The sequence below is a fragment of the Sphingomonas sp. YR710 genome (assembly GCF_900101455.1).
In the GTDB taxonomy this organism is placed as follows: domain Bacteria; phylum Pseudomonadota; class Alphaproteobacteria; order Sphingomonadales; family Sphingomonadaceae; genus Rhizorhabdus.
In genome coordinates, this window is sequence record NZ_FMZJ01000002.1 from 205,923 (window position 1) to 229,304 (window position 23,382).

The 23,382-nt window shown below is 62.6% G+C and carries 27 protein-coding genes and 1 tRNA gene; 12 read left to right on the forward strand and 16 right to left on the reverse strand.

Translation table 11 applies throughout. The features are described from left to right. Nucleotides 1–263: 263 nt before the first annotated feature. The 5 genes from BLS13_RS03410 to BLS13_RS03430 all read left to right on the forward strand — a co-directional run bounded on the left by BLS13_RS03410 (nt 264) and on the right by BLS13_RS03430 (nt 4,651). Nucleotides 264–647 carry a response regulator transcription factor gene (locus BLS13_RS03410; RefSeq protein ID WP_093449807.1) on the forward strand — a complete coding sequence of 128 codons (384 nt, stop codon included), beginning with the start codon at nt 264–266 and terminating at the stop codon, nt 645–647. Further along, a complete protein-coding gene (locus tag BLS13_RS03415) occupies nt 644–1,282 on the forward strand; it encodes a chemotaxis protein CheX (protein WP_093449808.1) in 639 nt (212 codons plus the stop codon). Before BLS13_RS03410 ends, BLS13_RS03415 begins: the two co-directional genes overlap by 4 nt. 16 nt (nt 1,283–1,298) lie before the next feature. Continuing rightward, nucleotides 1,299–3,278, forward strand: coding sequence for a hybrid sensor histidine kinase/response regulator (locus BLS13_RS03420; RefSeq protein WP_093449810.1), 1,980 nt, complete (start codon nt 1,299–1,301; stop codon nt 3,276–3,278). 183 nt (nt 3,279–3,461) lie between these two features. Then, nucleotides 3,462–3,974: a hemerythrin domain-containing protein gene (locus tag BLS13_RS03425; protein ID WP_093450146.1), complete on the forward strand. Its 513-nt coding sequence runs from the start codon at nt 3,462–3,464 to the stop codon at nt 3,972–3,974. A 44-nt stretch (nt 3,975–4,018) separates the two neighbouring features. Further along, nucleotides 4,019–4,651 (forward strand): SDR family NAD(P)-dependent oxidoreductase, encoded by a 633-nt coding sequence (locus BLS13_RS03430; protein ID WP_093449811.1) that lies wholly within the window; start codon nt 4,019–4,021, stop codon nt 4,649–4,651. A gap of 132 nt (nt 4,652–4,783) precedes the next feature. On the opposite strand, the gene BLS13_RS03435 is transcribed toward BLS13_RS03430, so the two are convergent. After that, entirely contained in the window at nt 4,784–5,497 is a 714-nt protein-coding gene (locus BLS13_RS03435) for a Crp/Fnr family transcriptional regulator (RefSeq protein ID WP_093449813.1), read from the reverse strand. 188 nt (nt 5,498–5,685) lie between these two features. On the opposite strand from BLS13_RS03435, the gene BLS13_RS03440 reads away from it, so the two are divergent. From BLS13_RS03440 to BLS13_RS03450, 3 genes are all read left to right on the forward strand, one after another. Beyond that, nucleotides 5,686–6,585: an iron-containing redox enzyme family protein gene (locus BLS13_RS03440; RefSeq protein WP_093450148.1), complete on the forward strand. Its 900-nt coding sequence runs from the start codon at nt 5,686–5,688 to the stop codon at nt 6,583–6,585. A gap of 150 nt (nt 6,586–6,735) precedes the next feature. Continuing rightward, nucleotides 6,736–7,488, forward strand: a complete 753-nt coding sequence (locus BLS13_RS03445) for an ATP-binding cassette domain-containing protein (RefSeq protein ID WP_093449815.1) — start codon at nt 6,736–6,738, stop codon at nt 7,486–7,488. After that, on the forward strand, nt 7,485–9,020 hold the full coding sequence (locus tag BLS13_RS03450; RefSeq protein WP_093449817.1) for an ABC transporter permease/substrate-binding protein: 1,536 nt from the start codon (nt 7,485–7,487) through the stop codon (nt 9,018–9,020). The genes BLS13_RS03445 and BLS13_RS03450 overlap by 4 nt, the downstream gene beginning before the upstream one ends. Before the next feature lie 6 nt (nt 9,021–9,026). Here the strand turns inward: BLS13_RS03450 and BLS13_RS03455 are convergent, their stop codons facing one another. Next, nucleotides 9,027–9,458 (reverse strand): response regulator, encoded by a 432-nt coding sequence (locus BLS13_RS03455; protein WP_093449818.1) that lies wholly within the window; start codon nt 9,456–9,458, stop codon nt 9,027–9,029. Beyond that, on the reverse strand, nt 9,448–11,853 hold the full coding sequence (locus BLS13_RS03460; protein WP_093449820.1) for a PAS domain S-box protein: 2,406 nt from the start codon (nt 11,851–11,853) through the stop codon (nt 9,448–9,450). Before BLS13_RS03460 ends, BLS13_RS03455 begins: the two co-directional genes overlap by 11 nt. Nucleotides 11,854–12,358: 505 nt before the next feature. Here BLS13_RS03460 and BLS13_RS03465 point away from each other — a divergent pair. The 4 genes from BLS13_RS03465 to BLS13_RS03480 all read left to right on the forward strand — a co-directional run bounded on the left by BLS13_RS03465 (nt 12,359) and on the right by BLS13_RS03480 (nt 18,339). Continuing rightward, nucleotides 12,359–13,540, forward strand: coding sequence for a sensor histidine kinase (locus tag BLS13_RS03465; RefSeq protein ID WP_093449822.1), 1,182 nt, complete (start codon nt 12,359–12,361; stop codon nt 13,538–13,540). 58 nt (nt 13,541–13,598) lie between these two features. Further along, on the forward strand, nt 13,599–15,281 hold the full coding sequence (locus tag BLS13_RS03470) for a putative bifunctional diguanylate cyclase/phosphodiesterase (protein WP_176943415.1): 1,683 nt from the start codon (nt 13,599–13,601) through the stop codon (nt 15,279–15,281). A 142-nt stretch (nt 15,282–15,423) separates the two neighbouring features. After that, nucleotides 15,424–16,806 (forward strand): amidohydrolase family protein, encoded by a 1,383-nt coding sequence (locus tag BLS13_RS03475; protein WP_176943416.1) that lies wholly within the window; start codon nt 15,424–15,426, stop codon nt 16,804–16,806. Between the two features lie 144 nt (nt 16,807–16,950). After that, entirely contained in the window at nt 16,951–18,339 is a 1,389-nt protein-coding gene (locus tag BLS13_RS03480; protein WP_093449827.1) for an amidohydrolase family protein, read from the forward strand. A gap of 67 nt (nt 18,340–18,406) precedes the next feature. On the opposite strand, the gene BLS13_RS03485 is transcribed toward BLS13_RS03480, so the two are convergent. The 13 genes from BLS13_RS03485 to BLS13_RS03545 all read right to left on the reverse strand — a co-directional run bounded on the left by BLS13_RS03485 (nt 18,407) and on the right by BLS13_RS03545 (nt 23,343). Beyond that, a tRNA-Gly gene (locus BLS13_RS03485) sits at nt 18,407–18,480 on the reverse strand. 49 nt (nt 18,481–18,529) lie between these two features. Further along, the gene (locus BLS13_RS03490) at nt 18,530–18,940 is read right to left on the reverse strand and encodes a DUF2513 domain-containing protein (RefSeq protein ID WP_093449828.1); all 411 of its coding nucleotides are present in this window, start codon (nt 18,938–18,940) and stop codon (nt 18,530–18,532) included. Between the two features lie 2 nt (nt 18,941–18,942). After that, nucleotides 18,943–20,073, reverse strand: a complete 1,131-nt coding sequence (locus tag BLS13_RS03495) for a tyrosine-type recombinase/integrase (protein WP_093449830.1) — start codon at nt 20,071–20,073, stop codon at nt 18,943–18,945. Then, entirely contained in the window at nt 20,070–20,261 is a 192-nt protein-coding gene (locus tag BLS13_RS03500; RefSeq protein WP_093449832.1) for a hypothetical protein, read from the reverse strand. The genes BLS13_RS03495 and BLS13_RS03500 overlap by 4 nt, the downstream gene beginning before the upstream one ends. Further along, complete coding sequence (locus BLS13_RS03505; protein WP_093449834.1) at nt 20,258–20,458, reverse strand: hypothetical protein; 201 nt, start codon at nt 20,456–20,458, stop codon at nt 20,258–20,260. The genes BLS13_RS03500 and BLS13_RS03505 overlap by 4 nt, the downstream gene beginning before the upstream one ends. Continuing rightward, entirely contained in the window at nt 20,455–20,817 is a 363-nt protein-coding gene (locus tag BLS13_RS03510; RefSeq protein ID WP_143011855.1) for a hypothetical protein, read from the reverse strand. Before BLS13_RS03510 ends, BLS13_RS03505 begins: the two co-directional genes overlap by 4 nt. A 3-nt stretch (nt 20,818–20,820) precedes the next feature. Continuing rightward, nucleotides 20,821–21,090: a hypothetical protein gene (locus BLS13_RS03515; protein WP_093449837.1), complete on the reverse strand. Its 270-nt coding sequence runs from the start codon at nt 21,088–21,090 to the stop codon at nt 20,821–20,823. Further along, nucleotides 21,090–21,497, reverse strand: coding sequence for a hypothetical protein (locus BLS13_RS03520; RefSeq protein ID WP_093449839.1), 408 nt, complete (start codon nt 21,495–21,497; stop codon nt 21,090–21,092). Before BLS13_RS03520 ends, BLS13_RS03515 begins: the two co-directional genes overlap by 1 nt. Further along, a complete protein-coding gene (locus BLS13_RS03525; protein ID WP_093449840.1) occupies nt 21,494–22,114 on the reverse strand; it encodes a hypothetical protein in 621 nt (206 codons plus the stop codon). Before BLS13_RS03525 ends, BLS13_RS03520 begins: the two co-directional genes overlap by 4 nt. After that, nucleotides 22,111–22,545: a hypothetical protein gene (locus BLS13_RS03530; protein ID WP_093449842.1), complete on the reverse strand. Its 435-nt coding sequence runs from the start codon at nt 22,543–22,545 to the stop codon at nt 22,111–22,113. Before BLS13_RS03530 ends, BLS13_RS03525 begins: the two co-directional genes overlap by 4 nt. Further along, complete coding sequence (locus BLS13_RS03535) at nt 22,542–22,748, reverse strand: hypothetical protein (RefSeq protein WP_093449843.1); 207 nt, start codon at nt 22,746–22,748, stop codon at nt 22,542–22,544. Before BLS13_RS03535 ends, BLS13_RS03530 begins: the two co-directional genes overlap by 4 nt. Next, nucleotides 22,745–22,996 carry a hypothetical protein gene (locus BLS13_RS03540; RefSeq protein ID WP_093449845.1) on the reverse strand — a complete coding sequence of 84 codons (252 nt, stop codon included), beginning with the start codon at nt 22,994–22,996 and terminating at the stop codon, nt 22,745–22,747. Before BLS13_RS03540 ends, BLS13_RS03535 begins: the two co-directional genes overlap by 4 nt. Further along, complete coding sequence (locus BLS13_RS03545) at nt 22,993–23,343, reverse strand: hypothetical protein (RefSeq protein WP_093449846.1); 351 nt, start codon at nt 23,341–23,343, stop codon at nt 22,993–22,995. The genes BLS13_RS03540 and BLS13_RS03545 overlap by 4 nt, the downstream gene beginning before the upstream one ends. Between the last annotated feature and the right edge of the window lie 39 nt (nt 23,344–23,382).

Genomic DNA, 23,382 nt, shown 5'->3' on the forward strand with positions numbered 1-23,382 from the left:
ATGCAGAAACAATGCTTGCCCGGCTTCAGCAAGCGCCGGACACAATCGTAAATCTCACAGAGTGTACACATATGCACGCTGCCGTCGCGCAGGCCTTGTTAGTATCGGGCGCGACGACGACGGGCACATCGACAGGATTTCTTGCCGAATGGCTATTGCCTTCGCTCGCGCGACAATCAAATGCCCGCTCCTCTATCGGCAGAAGCGCCGATGACTTATGAAACCGACAAGCGTGGTCTATGGACCACTTCTGGAGAATAAGAATGCCCGTGACCGTGATGATTGTCGATGATAGCAAACTTGCGCGGATCGTCGCAGGCAAAGCCCTCGCCGAACTGCAGCCGGACTGGGTACGAATCGAAGCGGGAAGCGCCGCGCAGGCACTCGACATCGTCGCGGGACAGACCATCGATGTTGCTTTGATCGACTATAATATGGTTGAAATGGACGGGCTCCAGCTTGCCGGAAGGCTTCGCGAGCTGTTTCCCGTCATGCCGATGGCGATCATTACCGCCAATATTCAGGACGAGATCATAGCCGGCGCGCGCGCGATCAGTACGACGTTCGTTCCGAAGCCCGTAAATGCTGACGGGCTGCGGGGCTTTGTTTCGGGTGCTGCGCTACGTCTGCGGGCCGCGAAGTCATGATTCCCGTCGAGGTCGCGCTCGGCGAACTTGAGCGGGACGCGCTGACCGAAATCGTGAATATCGGCGTGAGCCGCGCGGCTTCCAACTTGCGGAAGATGGTCGGGGATCAGGTGTCGCTGTCGGTGCCATCGATCGAGGTTGTCACTCAGCGGCGCGCGGCTCGCCTGATCAGCGAGCGCGAAATCGTCCAACTCGTCGCGATACGGCAGGATTTCAACGGGGCTTTTTCCGGTCGCGCCCTGCTGATCTTCCCCGAAACCAACAGCCTCGAGCTGGTCCGCGCGGTAACCGGCGATGAGCTATCGCCTCAGGAACTGATCGAGATGGAGCATGAGGCGCTCGCCGAGACCGGCAATATCATCCTCAATTCCTGTCTGGCCACCATGGCCAATATGCTGCGCCGTTCGCTGGTGATGACGATTCCCGAGGTATTGCGCGGCGACGGCGCACTGATGTTTGATATCGAGGAAGGAAAGGCGTCCGACGGTCTTGTGCTGTTCCTCTATATCGATTTTGCGGTACGGCGCCGCGATATACGGGGCTATATCGCGATGTTGATGGACATGCCCGCACTCACGATCCTGAAGGGCTTGCTCGACGAATTTATCGAACGTGTCACGGGCGATGATTCTTGATTGACAGGCTGCCTTCATGCCGTTGAGCGACGGGGAAGAACCGCACCGCGCGCTGTTCGCGGCGGCGGGGGCCAGCGGCACCTGGGACTGGGATATCCTTCGGAACCGGCTCTTCGTGGACGAAGCGTTTGCCGAACTGTACGGGCTCGATCCGCGTGAGGGGCGCGCAGGACTTCCCGTAAAGGCGTTTTTCAGCGCGATCCACCCGGATGACAGGGCCCGCATGCGTATTGCCGTCGCGGGCATATTAGGGGGAGCGGAGCTCTTTTCAAAGGAGTTCCGGATCGTCCTTCCCGATGAGACGAGTCTGTGGGTGCATGCGCGTGGCCATTGCCAGCGCGACGACGACGAACAGCCTCTGCATTTTTCGGGTGTCCTCGTTGATGTGACCGAGCGCAAGCGCACGGAGGAACGACTGCGTATCGCGCAGAGCGCCGGCGGCGTCGGAACGTTCGAATATGTCGATGGGTTCGCCACTGTCTCCGTCTCTGAACAGTTCTGCCGCCTGCTCGGCTTGCATCCGACGAGCGTCCTGCCGGTTCGCACCATCAACAGTGTTGTTGTATCGGGCAGCGATCCAATCATCCCCGAAGCCGAACAAGGCGCTGCCTCGACCATCGAGCCACTGCACGGGGAATTCGAGATCGTGCGCAGGGACGACGGCGCGCCGCGCTGGATCGCGCGCAGAGGCGAAATCGTCCGCGATCTCGGCACGGGCTTCCGTTTCGTGGGCGTCATTTACGATGTTACGGCCGCCAAGGATGCCGAGCACGCCCTGCGCGCGCTCAACGACAATCTCGAAAGCCGCGTTCTCGAAGAGATCGCCGTCCGCCAGCAGGCCGAGGAAGCCTTGCGGCAGGCACAGAAGATGGAGGCGGTAGGACAATTGACCGGTGGCATCGCGCATGACTTCAACAATCTGCTGACAATTATCATTGGGAATATAGACACCGTCACCCGTCGGTTTGGCGCCGCCGCCGATCCGCGCATCAAACGCTCGCTCGAGAATGCGCTCAAGGGCGCGGAGCGCGCCGCCGCCCTCACGCAGCGGCTGCTTGCCTTTTCACGCCAGCAGCCGCTTGCCCCCAAGCAAATTCATGTCGGGCGTCTGATCGCCGGGATGTCCGACCTCCTGAAACGGACGATCACCGAAGTCATAAGCACCGAGATCGTTTCGGACCCCGATTTGTGGAGCGTCAATGTCGACCCCAATCAACTCGAGAATGCGATCCTCAATCTCGTCGTGAACGCCCGCGACGCCATGGTCGATGGTGGCGCGCTTCGGGTCGAGGCGGAAAATGCGCTACTCGGTGGAGCCGAAGCGGGCCGGCTCCAATTGACGGCAGGCCATTATGTCGTCGTGAGCGTCACCGATACGGGTTCTGGCATGTCCCCCGCAACTCTGGCGCGGGCTTGCGATCCCTTCTTCACAACCAAGGATGTCGGAAAGGGCACGGGTCTTGGGCTTTCAATGGTCTATGGCTTTATCCAGCAAACTGGCGGTCAGGTGGATATTGCCTCGACTTTGGGAGAGGGCACGCGGATTTGCCTATACCTTCCGGCGCATTTGGACGCAGCGGGAGAGGAGCCAGTGATCCTCGACGAGTTTGCCGCGATGGGGAGCGCCACGGAGACGATTCTCGTCGTTGAGGATGACGACGACGTACGCGCCTACACGGTCGAGATGCTGCGGGAACTCGGCTATCGCGTGGTCGAGGCGCATGATCCACTCTCCGCGCTTCGCCTGCTCGAACGGCAGGATGAGCCGATCAAGCTCCTGTTCACCGATGTCGTCATGCCGGGCATGTCGGGACGCGAACTGGTCGAGGCGGCACGGGCGCTCCAGCCCGATTTGCGCGTGCTTTACGCATCGGGCTATCCGCGCGATGCGATCACCCAGGCAGGTCGACTCGACGAAGGCGTTGAACTTCTCTCGAAGCCATTCACTTTTCTTTCGTTGTCGCAGCGTGTGCGTGAATTGATCGAACGACCCTGACGGACCAAGGTCCCGTGCATCGGCTGAGGGATGAGTATCGCGGCGTAACCATTACGCCAATCCGACGGTAAGACAGTTTCTCTGCGCCTTCTTAACCTGGATCAAGCGGATTGCGCGCTATCGTACAGCAGCCTTTAGATGTGCCGTGCGTTCTTCCATCTGATCCAACGGGAAGGACAGATAATGCCAGCAACTTCGTTCACCGATGCAATCGCTTTGCTCAAGGCCGATCACCGAAAGGTCGAAGGTCTGTTCGAACAATATGAAAAAGCGGCCAGTGACGGCACCAAGAAGAAGATCGCACATCAGATCTGCACCGAATTGAAAATCCATACTCTGATTGAGGAAAAAATCTTCTATCCGGCGTTCCGAGGGAAAATCGAAGACGACACGCTCGACGAGGCCTATGTCGAGCATGATGGCGCCAAGCTTCTCGTCAACGACATCGAGGCCGGCTCGCCCGGCGACGAATACTACGATGCGAAGGTCAGGGTTCTATCCGAAGAGATCAAGCACCATGTCCACGAGGAGGAAATGCCGCGCGAGGGCATGTTTGCGCAATGCCGCGAGACGGATGTGGATCTGGTCGTTCTGCGCGACCGCATGATGTCGTTGAAGGACGAACTGATGGAACAGGCCGAAACCTCGGGTTTGCCGGCGGCTAAAGCCACGACCGTGAAACTTCAGTTGGCCTGAGCCATCGCGGAAATCATTGCGAAATGCCGTAAGAGGAGGCTCCGATGGCCAGCAAATTCGCGATGATTACCGGCGCGTCGCGCGGCGTTGGCTATTATCTCGCCTGCCTCGCTGCGGAAAACGATTATGATCTGGTGATCGCGGGCGAGGACGCCATCATCGATGGCGCCGCGGCCGACCTGCGCAACTATCGTGTCGACGTCCGTGCGGTCGCAGCAGATATTCCCCCAGCCGAATATGTGGACGGCCTGCTGGCCGCCGCAGATGGCAGGCCGATCGATATCCTGTGCATCGATGCCAGCGGCCATCCGGAACCGCCGGATTTTGCCGGCCCAAGAAGGTCCGGCGCCAGTGCGGCGATGGTCGAATTGCTTCGAAGCATCCTCAGCGGCATGGCGGTCCGCAAATCAGGCAAGGTGCTGATAACCGCTTCAGTGGCTGTCTCAGCAAGCGGGTTCAATGCGGAGCGCTCTCGCGCCGCGATGTTGGCCTCCGCATTGAGGGCCGAACTCGCCCCCTCCAGAGGCGTGACCGTTACCGCGCTGATGGCCGACACCGGTCGCGATGGGGTCGATATGTTCCATATTGCCACTGACGGTTGGGAGGCAGCAATGGCGGGTAAAGTCGGCGTCGTTTCGGGGACTGTCGGCGCTTCTGTGTCCCCCTGCTCACGATGATCCGCAACCAGCCGCACCCCAAAGCTTATTGCGCGGGGTAGAGCCTTGATGAGATGGCCGAAGAGCAACGACCTGCGTTGGTGTGGGTTGAGATCGAAAGTCGAAACCTTGTCTCGGCACGGTTTCGGGCAATCAGTCGCCACCGGTCAGATACAGATAATGGGATGAAAACTCGCCCCGCCGGGCCAGCGCGTCGGCATCGAGAATTTCAACCACCGATGATCGAAAAATGCAGATTCGCTTCTCACGCAACTGGCGCAGCACGCGGTTGACATGAATGTTGGTCAGCCCGCAGATTTCAGCGAGATCGATCTGGGTGAGGCCGAGCGCAAAGCGATGACCGTTGCTGAGCCCGACGGCGCGCAGGCGCGCCTCGGTTTCGCAAAGGAAATGGGCCACCCGGCCCATGGCATCGAGCCGCCCGACACGAAACAGCCATGCGCGGTGCATCGCCGCATCCAGCAGCGTCGAAAACCAGAGCTTGCGGCAGAGCTGCGGTTGTTCCGCGACAATCCGGTCGAGAGCAACGTGTGGAATCACAGCCACTGTCGCGCCCGTAAGCGTTGCGACGTCATGATCGAGCTTCGTCAGCGGAAAGCCATGCAGGTCGACAAAATCGCCCGGTACCTGCATCGCGACGAGCTGGCGATGGCCCTGGCGGTTGTCGATATAGCGGCACATGAGGCCGTCAATGAGCAGCAGGCTTCGATCGAGACGCTCGCCTTCGCGGACGATGATGTGGCGCGCGCCAAGGGTCAGCACTTCGGAGATCGCTCCTTCGATCGTCGCCCGTTCGGCGGGTTCGAGGGAGACCGTGCGATCGCGTAGAAACTTTTCGGTCAACATCGCGTGCACGTCCGTCTTGTCGGCGGCCGGCGGCCGCGATCAATTCTCGCAATGGCTAACGCGGACGGGTCCCGCCTGATCCGTACCCTCGCCACATTCGGCTTGCCGCAGGTTAATTTGCACGTCGCCGCGCACCCAAACGCTCCATGGCGGGTTTATATGCCAACACCGCATATGAGAGGCTTCCCATGCCACCCCATCGTATTTCCGCGACGCCTGCAACGGATTCGCAATTTCGGACCGACAGTTTCCAGCGCGGGCTCGCGCGCTGGAACCGCGAACGTCTGCGGCCGGGATTTCCTGTCGAGGATTGGCAGCAAAATCTCGATCGCGACGCGCGGATGCTGCGGCTCGAAGGGGGATTCCTGGAAGAGCTGCGCGCGGAGGTGAAAGCCGAAGCTGCCGATATTCCGACCGATCCGGCAGATTTTGTCATATGGTTCGAACGGCTGAAGGAGGTCGGCCCCGGCCAGGGCGATCCCCTCTTCCCCTGGCTGGCCGAGGTGGCGACCGCTGAACAACTGCGCTGGTTCTTCGAGCAGGAGGCTGCGGGCGAAGCCGGCTTCGACGATCTTGTGGCCTATACACAGGTCAAAATGCCGGTGGGGCCCAAGCTCGAACTTGCGCGCAACTATTGGGATGAGATGGGACGCGGCAACGCCAAGGGCATGCATGGTCCGATGCTCGATGCCCTCGTCGAGACGATGGAGGTCACACCCTCGATCGATACGACGGTGTGGGAAAGCCTTGCGCTGGCAAACGCTATGACGGCGATGGCAACCGCCCGGCGCTATGCGTGGCATTCGGTCGGCGCGCTTGGCGTGATCGAACTGACCGCCCCTGGGCGGTCAGCCTGTGTTGCGCAGGGGCTTCGCCGGATCGGCCTAAGCGATAGGGAACGGCGCTATTTCGACCTTCATGCCGTGCTCGACGTCAAGCATAGCGCCGACTGGAACCGAGAGGCACTCTTGCCTGCCATCGCCGAGGATCCAGCGCGTGCGACCGCCATCGCCGAGGGCGCACTGATCCGTTTGCGGTGCGGCGCCCGTTGCTTCGATCGATATCGATCGCTGTTGTGGCAATCCTGACGGCAATTCTGTCGACAAGCGACAACGTGGAGCGAGGCAAGTAACGAGCATAGTGCCGGGTAGCCCCGTCTCACCATCGTCACTTGCCATTGGCCGCTGTGCGCCGGACAAGGCATGCATGTCGTCAGCCCCTGCACGTTCCCGCTATCCATGAGCCTGGACCTCGTCGGGCTGCGCAAAGCGCATGGCGGCCGCGCCGCGGTCGACAATGTCAGCCTGTCGATCGCGCCCGGCACCTTGCTTGCGCTGGTCGGGCCTTCGGGTTCGGGCAAGACGAGCCTGCTCAAGATGATCAACGGGCTGGTCCTGTCCGATGCCGGATCGGTGCGAATCGATGGTGTCGACGTCCGCGATGCACACGCCGCCGAACTGCGCCGCCGGATCGGCTATGTGATCCAGGGCATCGGCCTGTTCCCACATATGACCGTCGCCGAGAATATCGCGATCGTGCCCCGGTTGATCGGCATGCCCCTCCCCGAGCGCTCGGCGCGGATAGCGGAGTTGCTGGCGCTGGTGGCGCTGCCGCAGGATATGGCGTCGCGCTATCCGCGGCAATTGTCGGGCGGACAGGCGCAGCGTGTGGGCGTCGCTCGCGCGCTGGCGGCGCGACCAGCGATCATGCTGATGGACGAGCCGTTCGGCGCGCTCGATCCGGTGACGCGCGACGAGCTGGGGCAGGCCTATCGCAGGCTGCATGACGATCTCGGCCTGACGACGATCATGGTGACGCACGATATGACCGAAGCACTGCTGCTCGCCGACAGGATCGTCGTGCTGCACGAAGGCCGCATCCGCGCCGATGCGACGCCCGCACAACTGATCGCAGGCCATCCCGATCCGATCGTCGCGGAACTGATCGCGATACCGCGCCGACAGGCCGAACGGCTGGCGGCGCTGCGATGAATGCCCCGTTAACCGAAGCCGTCGGCGAGCTGCCGGCGCTGATCGCAGCGCATCTGCTGCTCAGCGGCTGCGCGGTGGCGATCGGCACTGCGATCGGGCTGCCGCTCGCAATCTGGGCGGCGGCCAGCCGGCGCGTCAGAATTCCGCTGCTGGCATTGGCCGGCCTGGTGCAGACGATCCCGGCGCTGGCGTTGCTCGCCTTATTCTATCCGCTGCTGCTCGCGACGGGGCGGCTGACCGGCACCGCGATCCCCGCGCTCGGCTTCCTCCCGGCGCTGATCGCGCTCAGCCTCTACGCGCTGCTGCCTGTGGTGCGGAACGGGCTTGCGGCGATCATCGGGCTCGATCCGAACGTGATCGAGGCGGCGGACGGGATCGGCATGACACGGTGGCAAAGGCTGAGGTTGATCGAGCTGCCGCTGGGGGCACCAATCATCCTCGCCGGCATCCGCACGGCGAGCGTCTGGACGATCGGTGCGGCGACGCTGGCGACCACGGTCGGCCAGGCGAGCCTGGGCAATCTGATCTTTTCGGGCCTGCAGACCGAAAACTGGATCCGCGTGCTGGTGGGTTGCACGGCATCGGCGGTGCTCGCGCTGACCGCCGATGGGCTGCTCGCGCTGATCGAGCACGGCGTGGCGAGACGATCGCGGTGGCGGACATGGCTGGGCATCGGTCTGTTGGGCGCGGGCATGGCGCTTGCTTTGCTGCCGCTGGCAGCGGGCCAGAGCAGCCGCGGCACCATCATGATCGGCGCCAAGAATTTTTCCGAACAATATATTCTCGCCAGCGTGATCGAAACGAAGCTGCGCGCCGCCGGCTTCGCGACGACGCGGCGCGACGACCTCGGATCGGCGGTCGCCTATCGCGCGCTCGCGGCCGGCGATATCGATGTCTATGTCGATTATAGCGGCACCTTGTGGGCGAATGTGCTCGGCCGCACCGATATCCCGCCCGCCGCAACGATGCGGCGCGCGCTCACGACTGAATTGCGCCGGCGCGACGGCGTCGAACTGCTGGGCGGCCTTGGCTTCGAAAACGCTTATGTGCTGGCGATGCGCAAGGACAAGGCGGCGACGCTCGGCATTCGATCGCTCGACGATCTCGCAGCGGCCGCGCCGCGGCTGCACATGGCGAGCGACATCGAATTTCTGAGCCGGCCCGAATGGCGATCGGTGGTGGCAAGCTATGGCATCCGGTTCGCGGGCCAGAAATCCTACAACCCGACCTTCATGTATCGCGCCGTGGCCGACGGATCGGCCGACGTCATATCCGCTTTCTCATCGGACGGCCGCATCCCGGCGCTCGGCCTGACGATCCTCTCCGATCCGCGCGGCGCGCTGCCGAGCTATGAGGCGGTGCTGCTGCTATCCCCGAAACGCGCCCATGACCGGGCCTTCATTGCCACGCTGAGGCCGCTGATCGGCGCCATCCCGATCGATCGCATGCAGAAGGCGAACCTGATGGTCGATCGCGACACCGACAAAAGCACCCCGGCTGAAGCGGCACGCTGGCTGGTGCGACGAAAGTAGCTGCTCTCAGGGCAGTTTGACGATCGACAGCCAGAATGTTTCGACCGACTGCACGACGTGCATGAACTGATCGAGGTCGAGCGGCTTGGTGACGTAGCAGTTCGCGCCGATCTCATAGCTCTCGACGATATCGCGCTCGGCCGACGAAGACGTCATCACCACGATCGGGATGACCTCAAGATTGGCATCCCCCTTGATCGCGCTGAGCACCTCCCGCCCCGACATGCCGGGCAGGTTGAGATCGAGCAGGATCAAATCGGGCCGGGCAGCATCGGTATATTCGCCGGTGCGCCGCAGGAATCGCATCGCTTCATCGCCGTCGCTGACATGGTGCAGCCGATTGTGCAATTTGATGTCACGCATCGATTCGCGGACGAGCATCGCATCGCCCGGATTGTCCTCGACCAGCAATATGTTGACGTATTCGTCAGACGCCATCGATAGTCTCCTGTAAGATCGGCAAGGTGAAGTGGAAGGTGGTCCCCGACCGGCCATCGGATTCGATGCCAATCGTCCCGCCCGCGTTCTCGACGATGCGGCGGCACAAAGCGAGGCCGATACCTGTGCCACCCGGATCCCCCTCGCCCCCGCGCTTCAGCCGCTGGAAGATCTGGAAAACCTTTTCGTGAAAGCGCGGCTCGATCCCGATGCCATTGTCGCGCACGAAGAAGCGCGCGAATCCGTCCGCGACTTCCGATACGCCGATCTCGATCCGCGGCGGCGCATCCGAACGATAGCGCAGCGCGTTGCCGATCAGATTCTGGAACAGCTGATTCGCGGCGACGGGGCTGATCCGCATGACAGGAAGATCGGGGCTGACGACCAGTTCCGCTTCGGTGGCGGCGAGACGATCGACCAGCAGCCGTCGCACATGCGTGATCGCGGCGGCGACCTCGCAGCGGCTATCGGCCGCCATCGGCTGCCGGAGGCGGGAATAGACCAGAAGATCGTCGATCAGGCGCTGCATCCGGCGCGCGCCATCGACGACATATCCGAACATGAGCCGACCATCATCATCGAGATGGACCGCATAGCGGCGCTCGATCAGCTGCGTGTAGCTGGTGATCATCCGCAGCGGCTCCTGCAGATCGTGCGACGCAGCATAAGCAAATTGTTCGAGTTCGGCATTCGAGCGTTCAAGGTCGCGCGCGTAAGATTGTGCCGCCGCCAGCATGTCGCGGCGTTCCTGAACGTCGGTATTGGATCCGAACCATTTGGTAATGCGGCCATCCCGATCACGAAGCGGCAGCGCCCGCGTATCGAACCAGCGCCATTCGCCGTCGAACCGCCGCAGCCGGATTTCGAAAGCCAATGGCGTTCCATTTTCCAGCGACTGTCTCCAGCCCGCCCGGGCGGTCTCCCGGTCATCGGGATGCAGCAGGCCGAGCAACCCAGCGCCCGACAGTTCAGCGATGGAGCGACCGGTATATTCCGTCCATCTGTCGCTGAGATAATCGGGATATCCGTTAAGATCGCTGGTCCAAATCAGCTGCGGTACCGAATTTGCGACTTCCCGGATACGCGACTCGCTGGCTGCCAGCGCGCCGACGAGCTCGACCAGATCGGAGATATCGCGCGCAATTCTGGAGATGCCGACCACACGGCCGGTACTGTTGCGGACCGGCGAAACCGCCATCGACACGGCGATCGTTGTCCCGTCGCGCCGGCACCGGCTGGTTTCGAAGGCCGGGATGGTTTCGCCCGATTCGATACGCCCGAAGATGAGCGCCTCCTCCGCCCGCCGGTCCTGCGGCACCAACATCATGCTGTTCCGCCCTATCAGTTCGTCGGCCGTGAAACCGAAGATCCTCTCCGCACTGGCATTGACCGATTGCATCGTGCCGTCGAGCGACTCGCTGATGATGGCATCAATGCTTGAAGCAACGATCGCCTTTTGCAGATCTTGCAGGCCCTCGATCCTCCGCCGGATCGAAATATCGACGAGCGACACCAGAATCAGCTTCCGGTCCGACATGTCGATCGGCGTGAGCGCAATTTCGAGCGGCACGAGATCGCCGTTGCTGCGCGTGCCGTACACGTCACGCCCTGCCCCCATCTCCCGGCTGCCGCCCTCCGCAACGAACGTTTCGCGCAACCTGGCATGATCCTGGCGCACCGTTTGCGGCACCAGTTTGTCAACATTCATGGCTTCCAGCTCGCGCCGGGCCCAACCGAATAGATCCGCAGCGGCACGGTTCGCCGAATTGATCCGTCCGTCGCGCTCGACGAGCAGATAGGCGATCGGTGCCTGATCCAGCAAAAGCACAAAATGATCGGCGCTTTGGCGCGCATAAGCGGCACTGTGTGCCTTCGCCTCGATCGCGGCCAGCGCCGCGCCTATCCCCGCAGCGCTCATCGCCACCAGCAACAAGGTGGACAAGTCCATCATATCGACATGGTGCCGATAGTGCATGAAAAGGCCGCCACCGGTTACGGCGATCGGCCCGATCACCGCCACCAGGATCAGGAACCGCAGCGATCGCCCCTCCGCCGAGCGCACGATCAGCCGATCAAACAGAGCCAGTTTCGGATTCAGGAGGACGGCGCCAACGTCCAGCACGATCAGGAGCAAGGCTGTCGGCAGCGGCATGAGCCCCAGCCCCCCCGCCGGCGTGACCGGGCCCAGCCACGGAATCGTCGACATGCGCTGCAACGGCATCCCGAGCGCGAAGATCGCCGCCGCCACGACCAACGGCATCACGGGGCGTTCGCGCTGCAGCAAAGCAGCGGCTATCGCCAGCGCGACGAGGCTCAGCGACGCGGCCGGCGGCGGCGGCGAAAACCACCGGTCGGGTGGGGCATCGGGAAAGAATATTAGGGAGGAAAATACCATTATTGCGACAAAGCACGACAGAAACAACGCCCATCTCGGGCCTCGCCCCGGGCGTGCTGTGACAAAAAGCGCCGCGCTCAACAGAAAGAGTGATGTTAAGGCAAGTGGTCTCGCCGCTGGCCAGCCCGGCACGATCCGGCGGAATATATCTATGTCAAAGCCCCATCCGAGAAGGGCCAAAACGACGATTGTTAGCGCCGTTCCCGCTGCAACGCAGCAAACTGCGCCAGGGTGAAAGCTTAATCGGTTGTTCAAATCTTTTTGTTGGTCCCCGAGCACTTCTCCCTGCTAGCATAGTAATCCATTTCAGTACTCAAAATATCGGACTTTAGGGGATTATACGGAGCGGATATTACGATAGAGCGGGTATAGGCTTCGTCTCTTATGGTCGGTCGTCGGTTTAACGTCGTTTCCGGCTAGGGTGGGTAGCAATGCGATCATCTGGTAAGCGCGTATTCTTGTCTCGGGCGCTGTCTCGGCCACGCTTCTCGGCGATCACGCACGGATGACGATCGTGCCGGCATCCGATCCCGCGCTGAATGACGTAGCAGAGCAGCTATATGACCTGCGAAGATCCTGTCAGACGCTGGAAGACCGGATCGCGGCCTCTGCGGAAAAGTTCGACAATCTCGTGCGAGCCGCGGCGGTCGCGGCCGTGTTCGTCGATGCCGATCTGGCGATATCGGATTTCACGCCGAACGCCGCGCGCCTTTTCGATCTGAATGACGCCGATATCGGGCGGACCGTTTCGGGCCTGGGCTGCAGGATCGCCTTCGATCAATTCAACGATTCTATCAGGCAGGTCATCACCTCCCGCACCCCGTTCGAACGCGACGTGCTCCAGATCGACGGAGGATGGCTCGCGATGCGTGTCCACCCTTGTGAATCTGCTGATCCGCGGGCGCGTGGCGGCGCGATCATCATATTCCGCGATATCCAGTCCTTGAAAATCGCCCAAGCCGGCCTCGAGAAGCGCAGCACCGACCTTCAAAGCTTTGCCTATGCGGTCTCGCACGATCTGCAGGAGCCGGCACGAATGATCATCAGCTTCTCCGAACTGATCGAGCGCCGCTACGGAAACGGGCAGGATGAGACGCAGCAATCCTACCTGGAGCAGATCCGATCGGGCGGTCGCCGGCTGCGCGACATGCTCGACAGTCTGCTGCGTTATTCGCGGGTCGACACGCGCGGCGCGCCGATGACCGATTTCCCGCTGGATCGGGCTCTGGCCGCGGCGCGCGAGACGCTGTCCGACCGGATCGCCCGGGAAGACGCCTCCTTCGAGGTCGCGCCCCTGCCATCGGTCTGGGGCGACGAGGCTCAACTCCGCTGGGTGTTGCGCGAGCTGATCGAAAATGCCCTCAAATTCCGGTCCGACCGCAGACCCCATCTGCGGATTCAGGCCGGACGGCGCAGTGATGGACTGTGGCGGATCGCAGTGTCGGACAATGGGATCGGCATCGGCGGCGGCCAGGCCGAGAATGCATTCCGTATTTTCAAGCGGCTTCGCGATCACGCCGCGGGCCATGGCGTGGGCGCGGGACTCGCGGTGGTAGCCCGTATCGTCGAGCGCCATGGCGGCGAAATCCAGGCCGAGTCGGCCGAGGATGGTGGTACAACCCTGTGGTTTACGCTGCACGGACACGCACCGGCGCCATCAGCTGCGAGGGCTCTAAATGCCGGCTAAGAGCATGCTCCGCGGTCGCCCCGTCAGGCTGATAGTTCTGTGCCGCGGCGCCCACGAAATGCTGTTGATCAAAGACCTGCTGATGGAAGCCACCGAGGTGCGGTTCGATTGCCAACGGGTGGAAGATCTGACCGCACTGGACACGATGATGTCTGAACGCGCGGCGCGGGCCGATGCGATATTGGCGTGGATCGCGCAGCCTTCAGCGGAGGAGGAAATAGCGCTGCGGCACATCGCCTCTGCCGCACCGCATATACCGCTGCTGCTGAGCACCGAATTTCCGAACGCCGAATCCGCGGTACGCTGGGCAAGCTTTGGCATTCAGGATCTGGTTCCTCGCGACGGGTTGCGCCCCGAAACGCTTGCCAACGCCATCATGTTCGCGATCGCGCGGTCACTGCGAAACGCCCGCGCCGGGCATGACGAGCTGACCGCGCTACCCACCCGGGCGATCTGGCAGGACCGGCTTTCGCACGCGCTGCGTCGCAGTCGGCGCAACAACAGCCTGATGGCGATGATGGTCATCGATATCGACGACTTCAAACAGGTGAACGATGTGCTGGGGCACGATATCGGCGACGCCTTTTTGATCGAAATCGGGCACCGAATTCGCGCGACCGTTCGTTCGCGCGACACCGTGGCGCGCATCGGCGGCGACGAATTTGCCATCCTGCTGGAAGATGTGCCCTTCGCCGAGGCCGCCCTGCGCGTGGCGCGCAAGATCATTCGCGCCGTGGCCGAGCCGGTGGTGCTCGCACGGGCGAGCCTGAAGGCCGCGGTCAGCATCGGCATCGCCATTCTCGACCCGGACCAACCCAACCTTGATGCGGATTGGGCGCATCAGGCGTCCGACATTGCCCTTTACGACGCCAAACGACTGGGCAAAAATCAGTACAGCGTTTTTACCGCTGATATGGACCGCGCGCTACTGAGCAGCCTGCAACTGGACAGCGATTTGCTCGACGGCGTGGAGGCCGATGAATTCGTCTTCTACTATCAACCAATGGTCAGCACCGACACCGGCCATCTCGAAGGATTCGAAGCCCTGCTGCGGTGGGAGCGCGCTTCGGGCGAAATCGTCGCACCGGATGAATTTCTTCCCGCACTCGAACGGCTCGGCTTGATGGACAGAATCAGCCGCACCTTATTTGCACGGGCACTCGATCAGTTGGGAAACTGGCGAACTCTCACCGGGGCTCCGCTTTCGATGCACGTCAATCTTTCGGCAACGCAGCTGATCGACCAGCATTTCTCGGACATGCTGCTTGGCCTGATCGCGCATGCCGACCTTCCACCGTCGGCGCTGACGATCGAACTCACCGAAACAGTGGCATTCCGCTATGGCGCGCTGATCGAAGGCGAGTTCGCGCGGCTGCGGCGGCACGGCGTGCGGTTCGCGATCGACGATTTCGGCACCGGCTATAATTCGATGACCTATCTCAAGCAGTTTCAGCCAGATGTCGTGAAGATCGACCGCAGCTTTATCGCGACTATGAACGAGTCGCGTGTCGACGCCGCGATCGTGCGCGCGCAATCGGTGATGGCGGAATCGCTGGGGATCGACGCGATCGCAGAGGGCGTCGAGACAGCCGAGCAGCTCGATGCGCTTCGGCTGATGCGCGGCGTCAACTTCATCCAGGGCTATCTGACCGGCCGGCCGATGTCCGCCGCCGATCTCGAGCGCGACTATATTCCGTTGCGCGAAATGCTGCACGATCGACGCCCGCAGATGATCCGTTGATCTATTCAGGACATTCGCACTCCGGAGCGCGAAAGCGGCACCTTCAAAATCGCAAATGTACATCGGCGTACGCTTAATTTATGTTATCCTCAGGGGGAGCGAAGACCCCGGGCCCGAAGGGGCCATAAGGAGAGCGATGGACATGGACAGACTCACAATCGTCTCGGTGGACGGGCATGCCCAGATGCCACCCGAAGCCTGGCCGAAATATCTCGACAAGCGCTATCACGATTCCCTGCCGGGCCTGATCGAGGAAAACCGCAGCTACACGCAGATCACCGCGCATTTCACGCAGCGGCTGCACAACACCCATCTCCTCGACATATTCGACACGGAAAAGGCGCTGAGCAATGGCGGCGGCTACGGCGTATGGGATCGCAAGATCCGCATTCAGGAGATGGACCGCGAGGGCATCGCCGGCGAATTCGTCCATAGCGGCGATGCACGCGCCGCCGGGCTTTTCTACCAGTCTTCGAACTGGACGCACACGATGGACGTCGCTCAGGCCGGCGTGAAGGCCTATAATCGCTGGCTGCTCGATGAATTCGGCCCCGATTCGGATCGCTTGTTCCTGATCGCTAATATCGGCTCGGCGCCCTGGCGCGACATGGATGAACTGCTCGCGGAACTCGACTGGATCGCCGACAACGGCTTCAAGGCAACATCGGTGCCCGGCTACGTCGCCTATCCCGGCCAGCCACCGCTGTTCGATCGATATTGGGATCCATTCTGGGCCCGGTGCCAGGAACGCGACATCACCTTGTGGATGCACGCCGGCCAGGGTGAAGGCCAGGGCGAGCTCGGCGCCATCTTCCAGCGCATCGGCGTGCAGGTCGGCGAAGAAGAAGGGAATGTCGGCAAGGCGATCGATCGGCTGCGCAACGAGTTCTTCAAGGGCAAGATCTTCTCAAGCATCAAGCCGCGCCGGGCGACCTGGCAGATCATGATGGGCGGTGTCTTCGATCGTTTCCCCAAGCTGCGGCTCATGCTCAGCGAGATCTATGGCGACTGGCTCGGCCCGACGTTCAAATATCTCGACGCGCAGTTCGAACAGCATCGGGACAGCATCGCCGCCAAGTTGAAGCCGAGCGAATATTACAAGGCGCATTGCATGAACGGCCTGTCGTTCATCCGCCGCTGCGAAGTCGACCTGCGGCATGACCTCGGTGTCGAGCGCCTGGCGTTCGGGCGCGACTATCCGCACGGCGAAGGTACATGGCCCAACACGATTCCCTGGCTGCGGGATGCGCTGGGCGGGATCCCGCGGGATGAAGCGATCGGCATCATGGGCGGCAACGCCATGCGGTTCCTGGGGCTCGACAAGACGAAGCTCGATGCGATCGCGCAGCGGATCGGCCCGTCGACGGATGCGATCTTCGGTGAGCATCCGCCACTGCCCGACGACCTGATCGCGCATTTCGACAACCGCGCACAATATCTGGCCCAGCCCGAGCGCGAGACGCGCGTCCCGGAGATGGACCGCGCGATGAAGGAAGACCTCTGGCGCGCCAAGGTCTTCGCCTGACGCGCGGCGCGCGGCCCGGCGGCAACGATGGCGGACAAGGGCCCGTCATCGTTGCCGCGGCCTATCATTGGAGCAGGCAATGGCAGAGCTGCAGCGCTCACGCCATTGTCGGTGCCGTGAAATCCCTTGGGAAAAGGTTGCAGAATGGAAGAGCTCATCATCGCGTCCGCGGACAGTCACGCGGGCATGCCGTCCGAACTCTGGCCGGAATATCTCGACAGGAAATATCACAAATATCTCCGGCGTCTGCACGACGAAAAGGATCTGTTCTCCGGCACGATGCAGCTGCTCTGCAACATGCGCATGTCGGACGAAGCGAGGCCGGTCTTCGACAAGGACGGATGCTTCGACCGCGGACAGGGCGGCCTTTGGGACCTTGACGTCCGCCTGCAGGAGATGGACCGCGAAGGCATCGCCGCCGAGCTTGTCTTCCCGGGCGATTTTCGCGCCGTCGACATGTTCTGGAACACCGTCAACGGGACCTATGCGCTGCCGGCTGTCGATGCTGGTGCGCGCGGGCACAATCGCTGGTGTTCCGACACGTTCGGGAGCGCGAAAGATCGCCTGCTGATGATTGGCGCGCCACTGTCGGGCATCGATCGGCAAAGCGTGCTCGATGAGGCCGACTACATGGCCGATCATGGCTTCGCAGGCGTTTTTACCCCCTGCTACTGTGCATTGCCGACCCAGATTCCGGTTTTCGAATCCGACTGGGATCCGGTGTTCGCCGCTTATGCCGAGCGCAACCTGGCCCTCATCACCCACGCCGGATACGGCATGCCGCAAGGCTTCATGCACTCGGAAGTCGAAACCGCGGCCGCAGAGATCAAGGCGGAGGGCGGAGGGCCGCAGGAACTGGTCAGGAAGCTGGTGACCACCGTGTTCAACGACGGCGGCGTCTTCGGAGATCTGCGCGCGCGCCAGGGGATGTGGCAGTTCATGCTGAGCGGCGTGTTCGATCGCCACCCGACGCTCAGGATGATGGTGACCGAAGTTCGCGCCGACTGGATCCCGGCAACGCTGGCGTTGCTCGACCGGGTCTGGGAACAGAATCGCGACAGCTTGCCCGCCAAACGTCGCCCCAGCGAATATTGGGGGGTAAACTGCATCGCCGGACTGTCGTTCATGAACAAGGCCGAGCTGGACATGCGCGACGAGATCGGCGTCGATACGATGGCGTTCGGGCGCGACTATCCGCATATCGAAGGCACCTGGCCCAACAGCAACGACTATTTTTCGGACATGTTTCAAGGCGTGCCGGAGAGCGAAGTCCGGGCGATGCTCGGCGAAAATCTGATACGCTTCCTTCGCCTCGACCGCGCGCATCTGGCCGACATTGCGGCGCGTATCGCGGCGCCCACATACGAGCAGCTTATCAGGGGTGGCGCGCTTTCTCCCGCGCTGAAAAGCCATCTGAGCGATCGCTGCGGCTACAGCAAGCCGGCGGAGCGCGACCGGCGCATCGCGGAGGTGGAGCCGATGCTGACACGCGACATTCCGCGCCTCGTCGCAGCCGGTTCGGCTTATCGGTGAGTCGGCCGATCGGCGTACTATCGGCTATGATGGACCGGCGCGCCCGCGGACTGATGTACTGTGCTGTTGGAGCGGGCGAAGGGAATCGAACCCTCCTAGCTAGCTTGGAAGGCTAGAGCATTACCACTATGCTACGCCCGCATTTTCAAGCACTTAGTGCCCGGTTGGGCGCCTCGTTTTACAGAGCGTTTTACGAGCCCTTGCTTGTGACACTTCCCTTAAGGCCTCTCGATGCGTCCGTCAAACGAGATGCCGATTTCCTTCTGAAGCCTTTAGCAACTTCCAGAGCGACGTCGAACGGCACGCCGCCGCAAGCGTCGATAGCTTCCTTTGCCGCCAACCAAACCTTTGGGTTACGCACCGCAGTCAGAAAATCATGGGCTCGCATTGTGAGGCCTTCAACACGAATATCTTCGTCGCCGGATGCCGCGCGCTCGGCCGTACCGATCAGCAAACCACCTTCGATCATAAGCTCGGCATGGTAAGAAATCTCGGCTGCGCTGAAGCCATTGATTTCGCAGTCGCGCATCAAGACGGGAGTGGTGGGGATGTCGTCGACCCAGAGCAAGATTTCCCTCAATAGGCCGATGTCGCGCTTCATAATCAAACCTTCTGGCGCGCAATGCGCCTCGCCATCGAGATCACGACGGCAGCATCGTCGACGTACACCTGCCGGATGCGCTCGACGCTCTCAACCGACCAGGCGGCGGCGCGGGCGATTTCTTCGTTCGAGAGGCCGGCGCGGCAAAGGTGGGTGACGAAGGTGCCGCGGCAATCGTGGAGGTGCTTGCGCTTGGGGGCGATGCCCAGCTCGGCGTTGCCGGGCTGCTCGATGCCGCCTTTCTTGGTGATCGCATTCACAGCTTCGGTCAGGCTCTCGGGCTTCCACGGCGCGCCGCGCGCGCCGACCAGCAGGTTGCGGACGCCTTCCTTGCGGGGCAGCGCGCGCAGTTCGTCGATCAGTTCGGCGAGGGCGGGGAACATCGGGATTACCGCGCGGCGCCGGCGGCCCCGGCTTTTCTTCGCGGCGGTGCGGATGATCGCATGGTCGAAGACTTCGTCGAGCGTGACGGCGGCCAGATCGCCGCGGCGCATGCCGGTCAAGGTAGCGAGGCGGATGATGTCATAGATTCTCGGGCGCTTCAGTTCGTCGGCCGCTGCCTTCGCCTTCTTCATGTCGTCATCGGTCCAGATAATCTCGGCGCGATCGGAACCATGATAAAGTTGGGGAATATCCTTCGCGACGTTGATGCGCACCTTCGCGCGGAGCCGGGCCCATTCGAGCAGCTCGGCCAGAACAGTGATGCCGACATCGGCTGCACGCGGGGTGGAGGCGCGGCTGTCGCGCCACGCCACGACGATCGCGACCATGCGCGGATCGTCCCACGCGGCGAGGGTCGACCGGCCCCATTTGGCATCGATCAAATCAAGCGATCCGCCCCACAGCGCACGGGTCGATGGGGCAAGAGCCCGCCATTCCGGGCTGGCGGTCGCGAGATCGACACCATTGCCGCGCCAGCCCCGGATCATGGCGCGCAGGATCCTTTCATCGGGCGCGGTGGCGGCCTTCATCTTCTCGCCGATCGAGGTCACTTCCGCCTTGCCGAGCTTCGGCTTGTTCGGGCCTTCGGCCTTCATGACGCAGGGGCCGCCGCGCCAGGCGTAGACGTACCAGCGAATCGGCTTGCCCGGCTTCGCTATGCGAACGAAGTGGACGCCTTCGATATCACTCACCAGATGCTCTCCGGAGTCACATCCTCGCCGGTGCGAAGATCGATGATCGATCGAATGTCGCGTGGCAGCGTTTTGCCGTGGGCGGCTGCTTCTTCGATGGTGTCGAAGCTATCGACGAAGTCGCCCCAGCCCCCGCTCGGATAGCAGTCGTTAAATGCGAACAGCGCAAATTGCTTCAGGTCGCTCAAATCAGTCCCTCGCGCTGGCAGCGGTCGAATTCGCTCTCCGCCGGCTTGGGCAGTGCCCGCGCTTCGACGACGCGAATCGTGCCGTCAGGCGACACCTCGATGCCGGCGACGTCAAGGCCGCAATCCCGCGCGGTCTCGATCACATGGCGGATCGCGACCTTGCCGGGATAGGCGGATTTGGCGGCAGCGCCCCTCATGGCAGATCGTGGCACCGCGACAGGCGGCGGATATATTGGTCCATCGGCATGCGCCCGGCGTCGCGATCCTCGGCGGCCCATTGTCGCTTGAGGCGCTGGGCCGATCGGGCGGCGCGCACGCCGATATCGGTATCGCGGATGCGGCCGTTGCGGGTGACGCTGACGGCCATCTCAAGCGGCGCGAGCTGGCGGCCGCGGATGCGCCAGCGATCGTGGAACGCATTCTTGTGATCGGTGCAGCAAAAGAGCTGGCTGTTCTGCCGGGGCGCGAAGGGCGCCATGCACTCCGCACAGGCTGGCAATGGCCGCGCAGGGGCGGTCTTTTCAGCGTCGGCGATTTCCGGGCGGGCGTGGTCCACGGCTCAGGCGCTCTTAGCCAGCGTCGCGGCGTATTCTTCCTCCGTAGGAAGCGCGTCGATCCACGCGAAGGCCGCCGCTCTTGCAGCCTCATGGTCGGGAGCCGGCGGGAAAGTCATATCGTTTTGCCAGTCGCCTGCGTCGAAGAACGCATCGATGGCTCCATCCGGTTCGAAATGGATCGTCACCTCGATGTTCCGGTATATCCAGATTTCCTCGGGGCAACCGCAGTCAGCGTTCGGGTTGGCTGCAGAGAGGTGTGGCGCGCCGCTCATCATGCCCACCCTTCGAGATAGCGGCTGAGCGCGCGGAGCAACTGTTTGCGCTCGCCGTCGATCTCGGCCGCAGGCAGCGCTTCGAGCGCCATCTTAAGCGCATCAGCGAACTTCTCGATCGGCTCGACCATGTGATCGAACATCGTGTGGCCATGGTCGCCCTCGCGGGCGTAGCGCAGCAGCTCGGTCGATGCTTCGGTGGCGGCGTGGGCGGCGGCGATCGCCAGCCATTGCGGATCGCTCGGGACGATGTCGGGATCCTCCCCGCGCAGCTTGGCGGTGCCGCGTTCGAAGGCGGCGATCAGGCGGCGGTCACCCTGCAGGGTTTCCTCGGCCAGCGCGTCGCCGGCAACGCCGAGCACGGCCTCGATTTCGAGCGGGGTGAGCGGGCGGATGTGGCGGGTCATGCCGCAGGGCCGATAAGGGCTAGAAGGGCGTCCGCGTCGGAAAGGACAATGGACTGGTATTCCGGTGTTTGCTCATCCCAAACAGGCATGATACGCCGCCCGCTAACACCCGTCATGCGGTCTCGAAGGCGATCGTGCAGAAGGCGCGCCACAGCCAACCGATCCACCTTCGCGGGTTCGGGCGGAGGCATGATGCCCGGTCTCATGCCGCTGTCACGGCCTGTAAGGCGTTGATGCCAGTTGAATAGTGCGGCAGCGGTACTGATCGTGTGGTGTTTGGCCTTTTCGATATCGCCACGAACGGCAGCGTCTGCCGCCTTCTGTGCGAGGTAGCCAATCAACCAGAACCAATCGAATGGCGTCTTTCCGGCATCGTGATCGACGCTCCAGCGAGCGCGCTGGTGAAACGCCTCTCGCGTAACGCCTTCGGTGAAGTTCGCGGTTTCGGGTGTGTCGCGGTCTTTCAGAAGACGAAGGATTGCTTCGATTGCGGCTTCGTGAACCCATATTTCGCGGTTGAGGCCCCTGACGGAATAACCGACGCTGCTGGGTGTCTCTCGTATTTCTGCAGCGATTAGCTTGACCGCGTCATCTGCGACTGGTTGCCCCTCGATCATGCCGCGATCCTTTCGGCATCACGCGCCGCCCGCTCGCGCGCGATCAGCGTGCCGCGCACCATGTGGAACGGGCCGTCGCTGAAGCGCTCGTGCCACCACAGCATGGCGGCGGTGCAGTCGCGGCGGTTGGCGAGGAAATCGTTGTGCGGATCGGCGGCGGCCGTGGCATGCAGGCGGCGCAGCGCGATGCGCAGGGTTTCGATCATCGCGTGGCGATCGAAGGCAAAGTCATGCTCCGGCAGGCGAAAGGCGGCGGCTTCGCGCCAGACGGCGACGACGGCCGTCATCGCGGCGATGCCGCGGGCGGCAGCTTCGGGGGTGAGCTTGTTCGCGGCGACGGCTTCGGGATAGCCGGCCACGCGATCGGCGAGCAGCAGCTCGGCGCACTCGGCCAGCGAGCGCCATTCGTGGGCGTGAAGCGGCGGGCTCATTTGAAGAACCCGCCGGCGATGAGGATGAAGAAGATCAACGCGAAATTGCGGAGCGCGTGGAACGCGTTGTATTTGCGCGGCAGCTTCGTCCCCGGCTCGACCATCGGATCGCCATGGATCGAGCAGCTGACCAGAAGGCTCACGCTGTACAGGATGATGATCGTCCATTGCGGCCAATGCCACAGGCTGGTGTCGATGATCATGCGGGATCTCCGACATAGAGCATGACGGGCGGATGGCCGGTGCCGACGATTCGCAGCATGATCTTCGCGCCGGACAGGATCGCGCGGAGTTCGGCTGGCGTCGGCTCCCAGGCCGAGACCATGCACGGCAAGTCGCCGTTCACTTCGTCGCGGATCGGGAGGCCAAGGCATGGGCCGCTGGTTTCCGGCGTCCAGCCTGCGGGGGCGCCAAGCACGCGGGTGCAGCCGGCGATGCGGGCGATGATCATGCCGCCACCCGCAGCGCCGGCAGCAATTGCCGGTCCCAACAGATGCCGTAGGTTTCGACCAGGCCGTTGCGCACGAGCATCTGGCGCTGAACGCTGTGCGTCCGTGCCATCAGCGCGTGGAAGGCTTCGGGGGTCAGGATGCCGGGTTCGCGGCAGGCGCGGGCGAAGGCGCGGCAATCGCGGTGGAGCGCGGCTTCCGGCGTCCAGCCCAGCGCGTTGGGCGATATCCGGGTACGGGCGCGGTACCAGGCTTCGAAGACGATCGCCGGCAGCGGCGCATGCGCCGCCTTGGGCGTCTCGGCCGGTTCAGGGGCAGGGGCAGGCTTGGGATTGGGTGGACGTCGCATGGTGGCCTCCGTCGTGGTGACGGCGGCTAAAACACCATA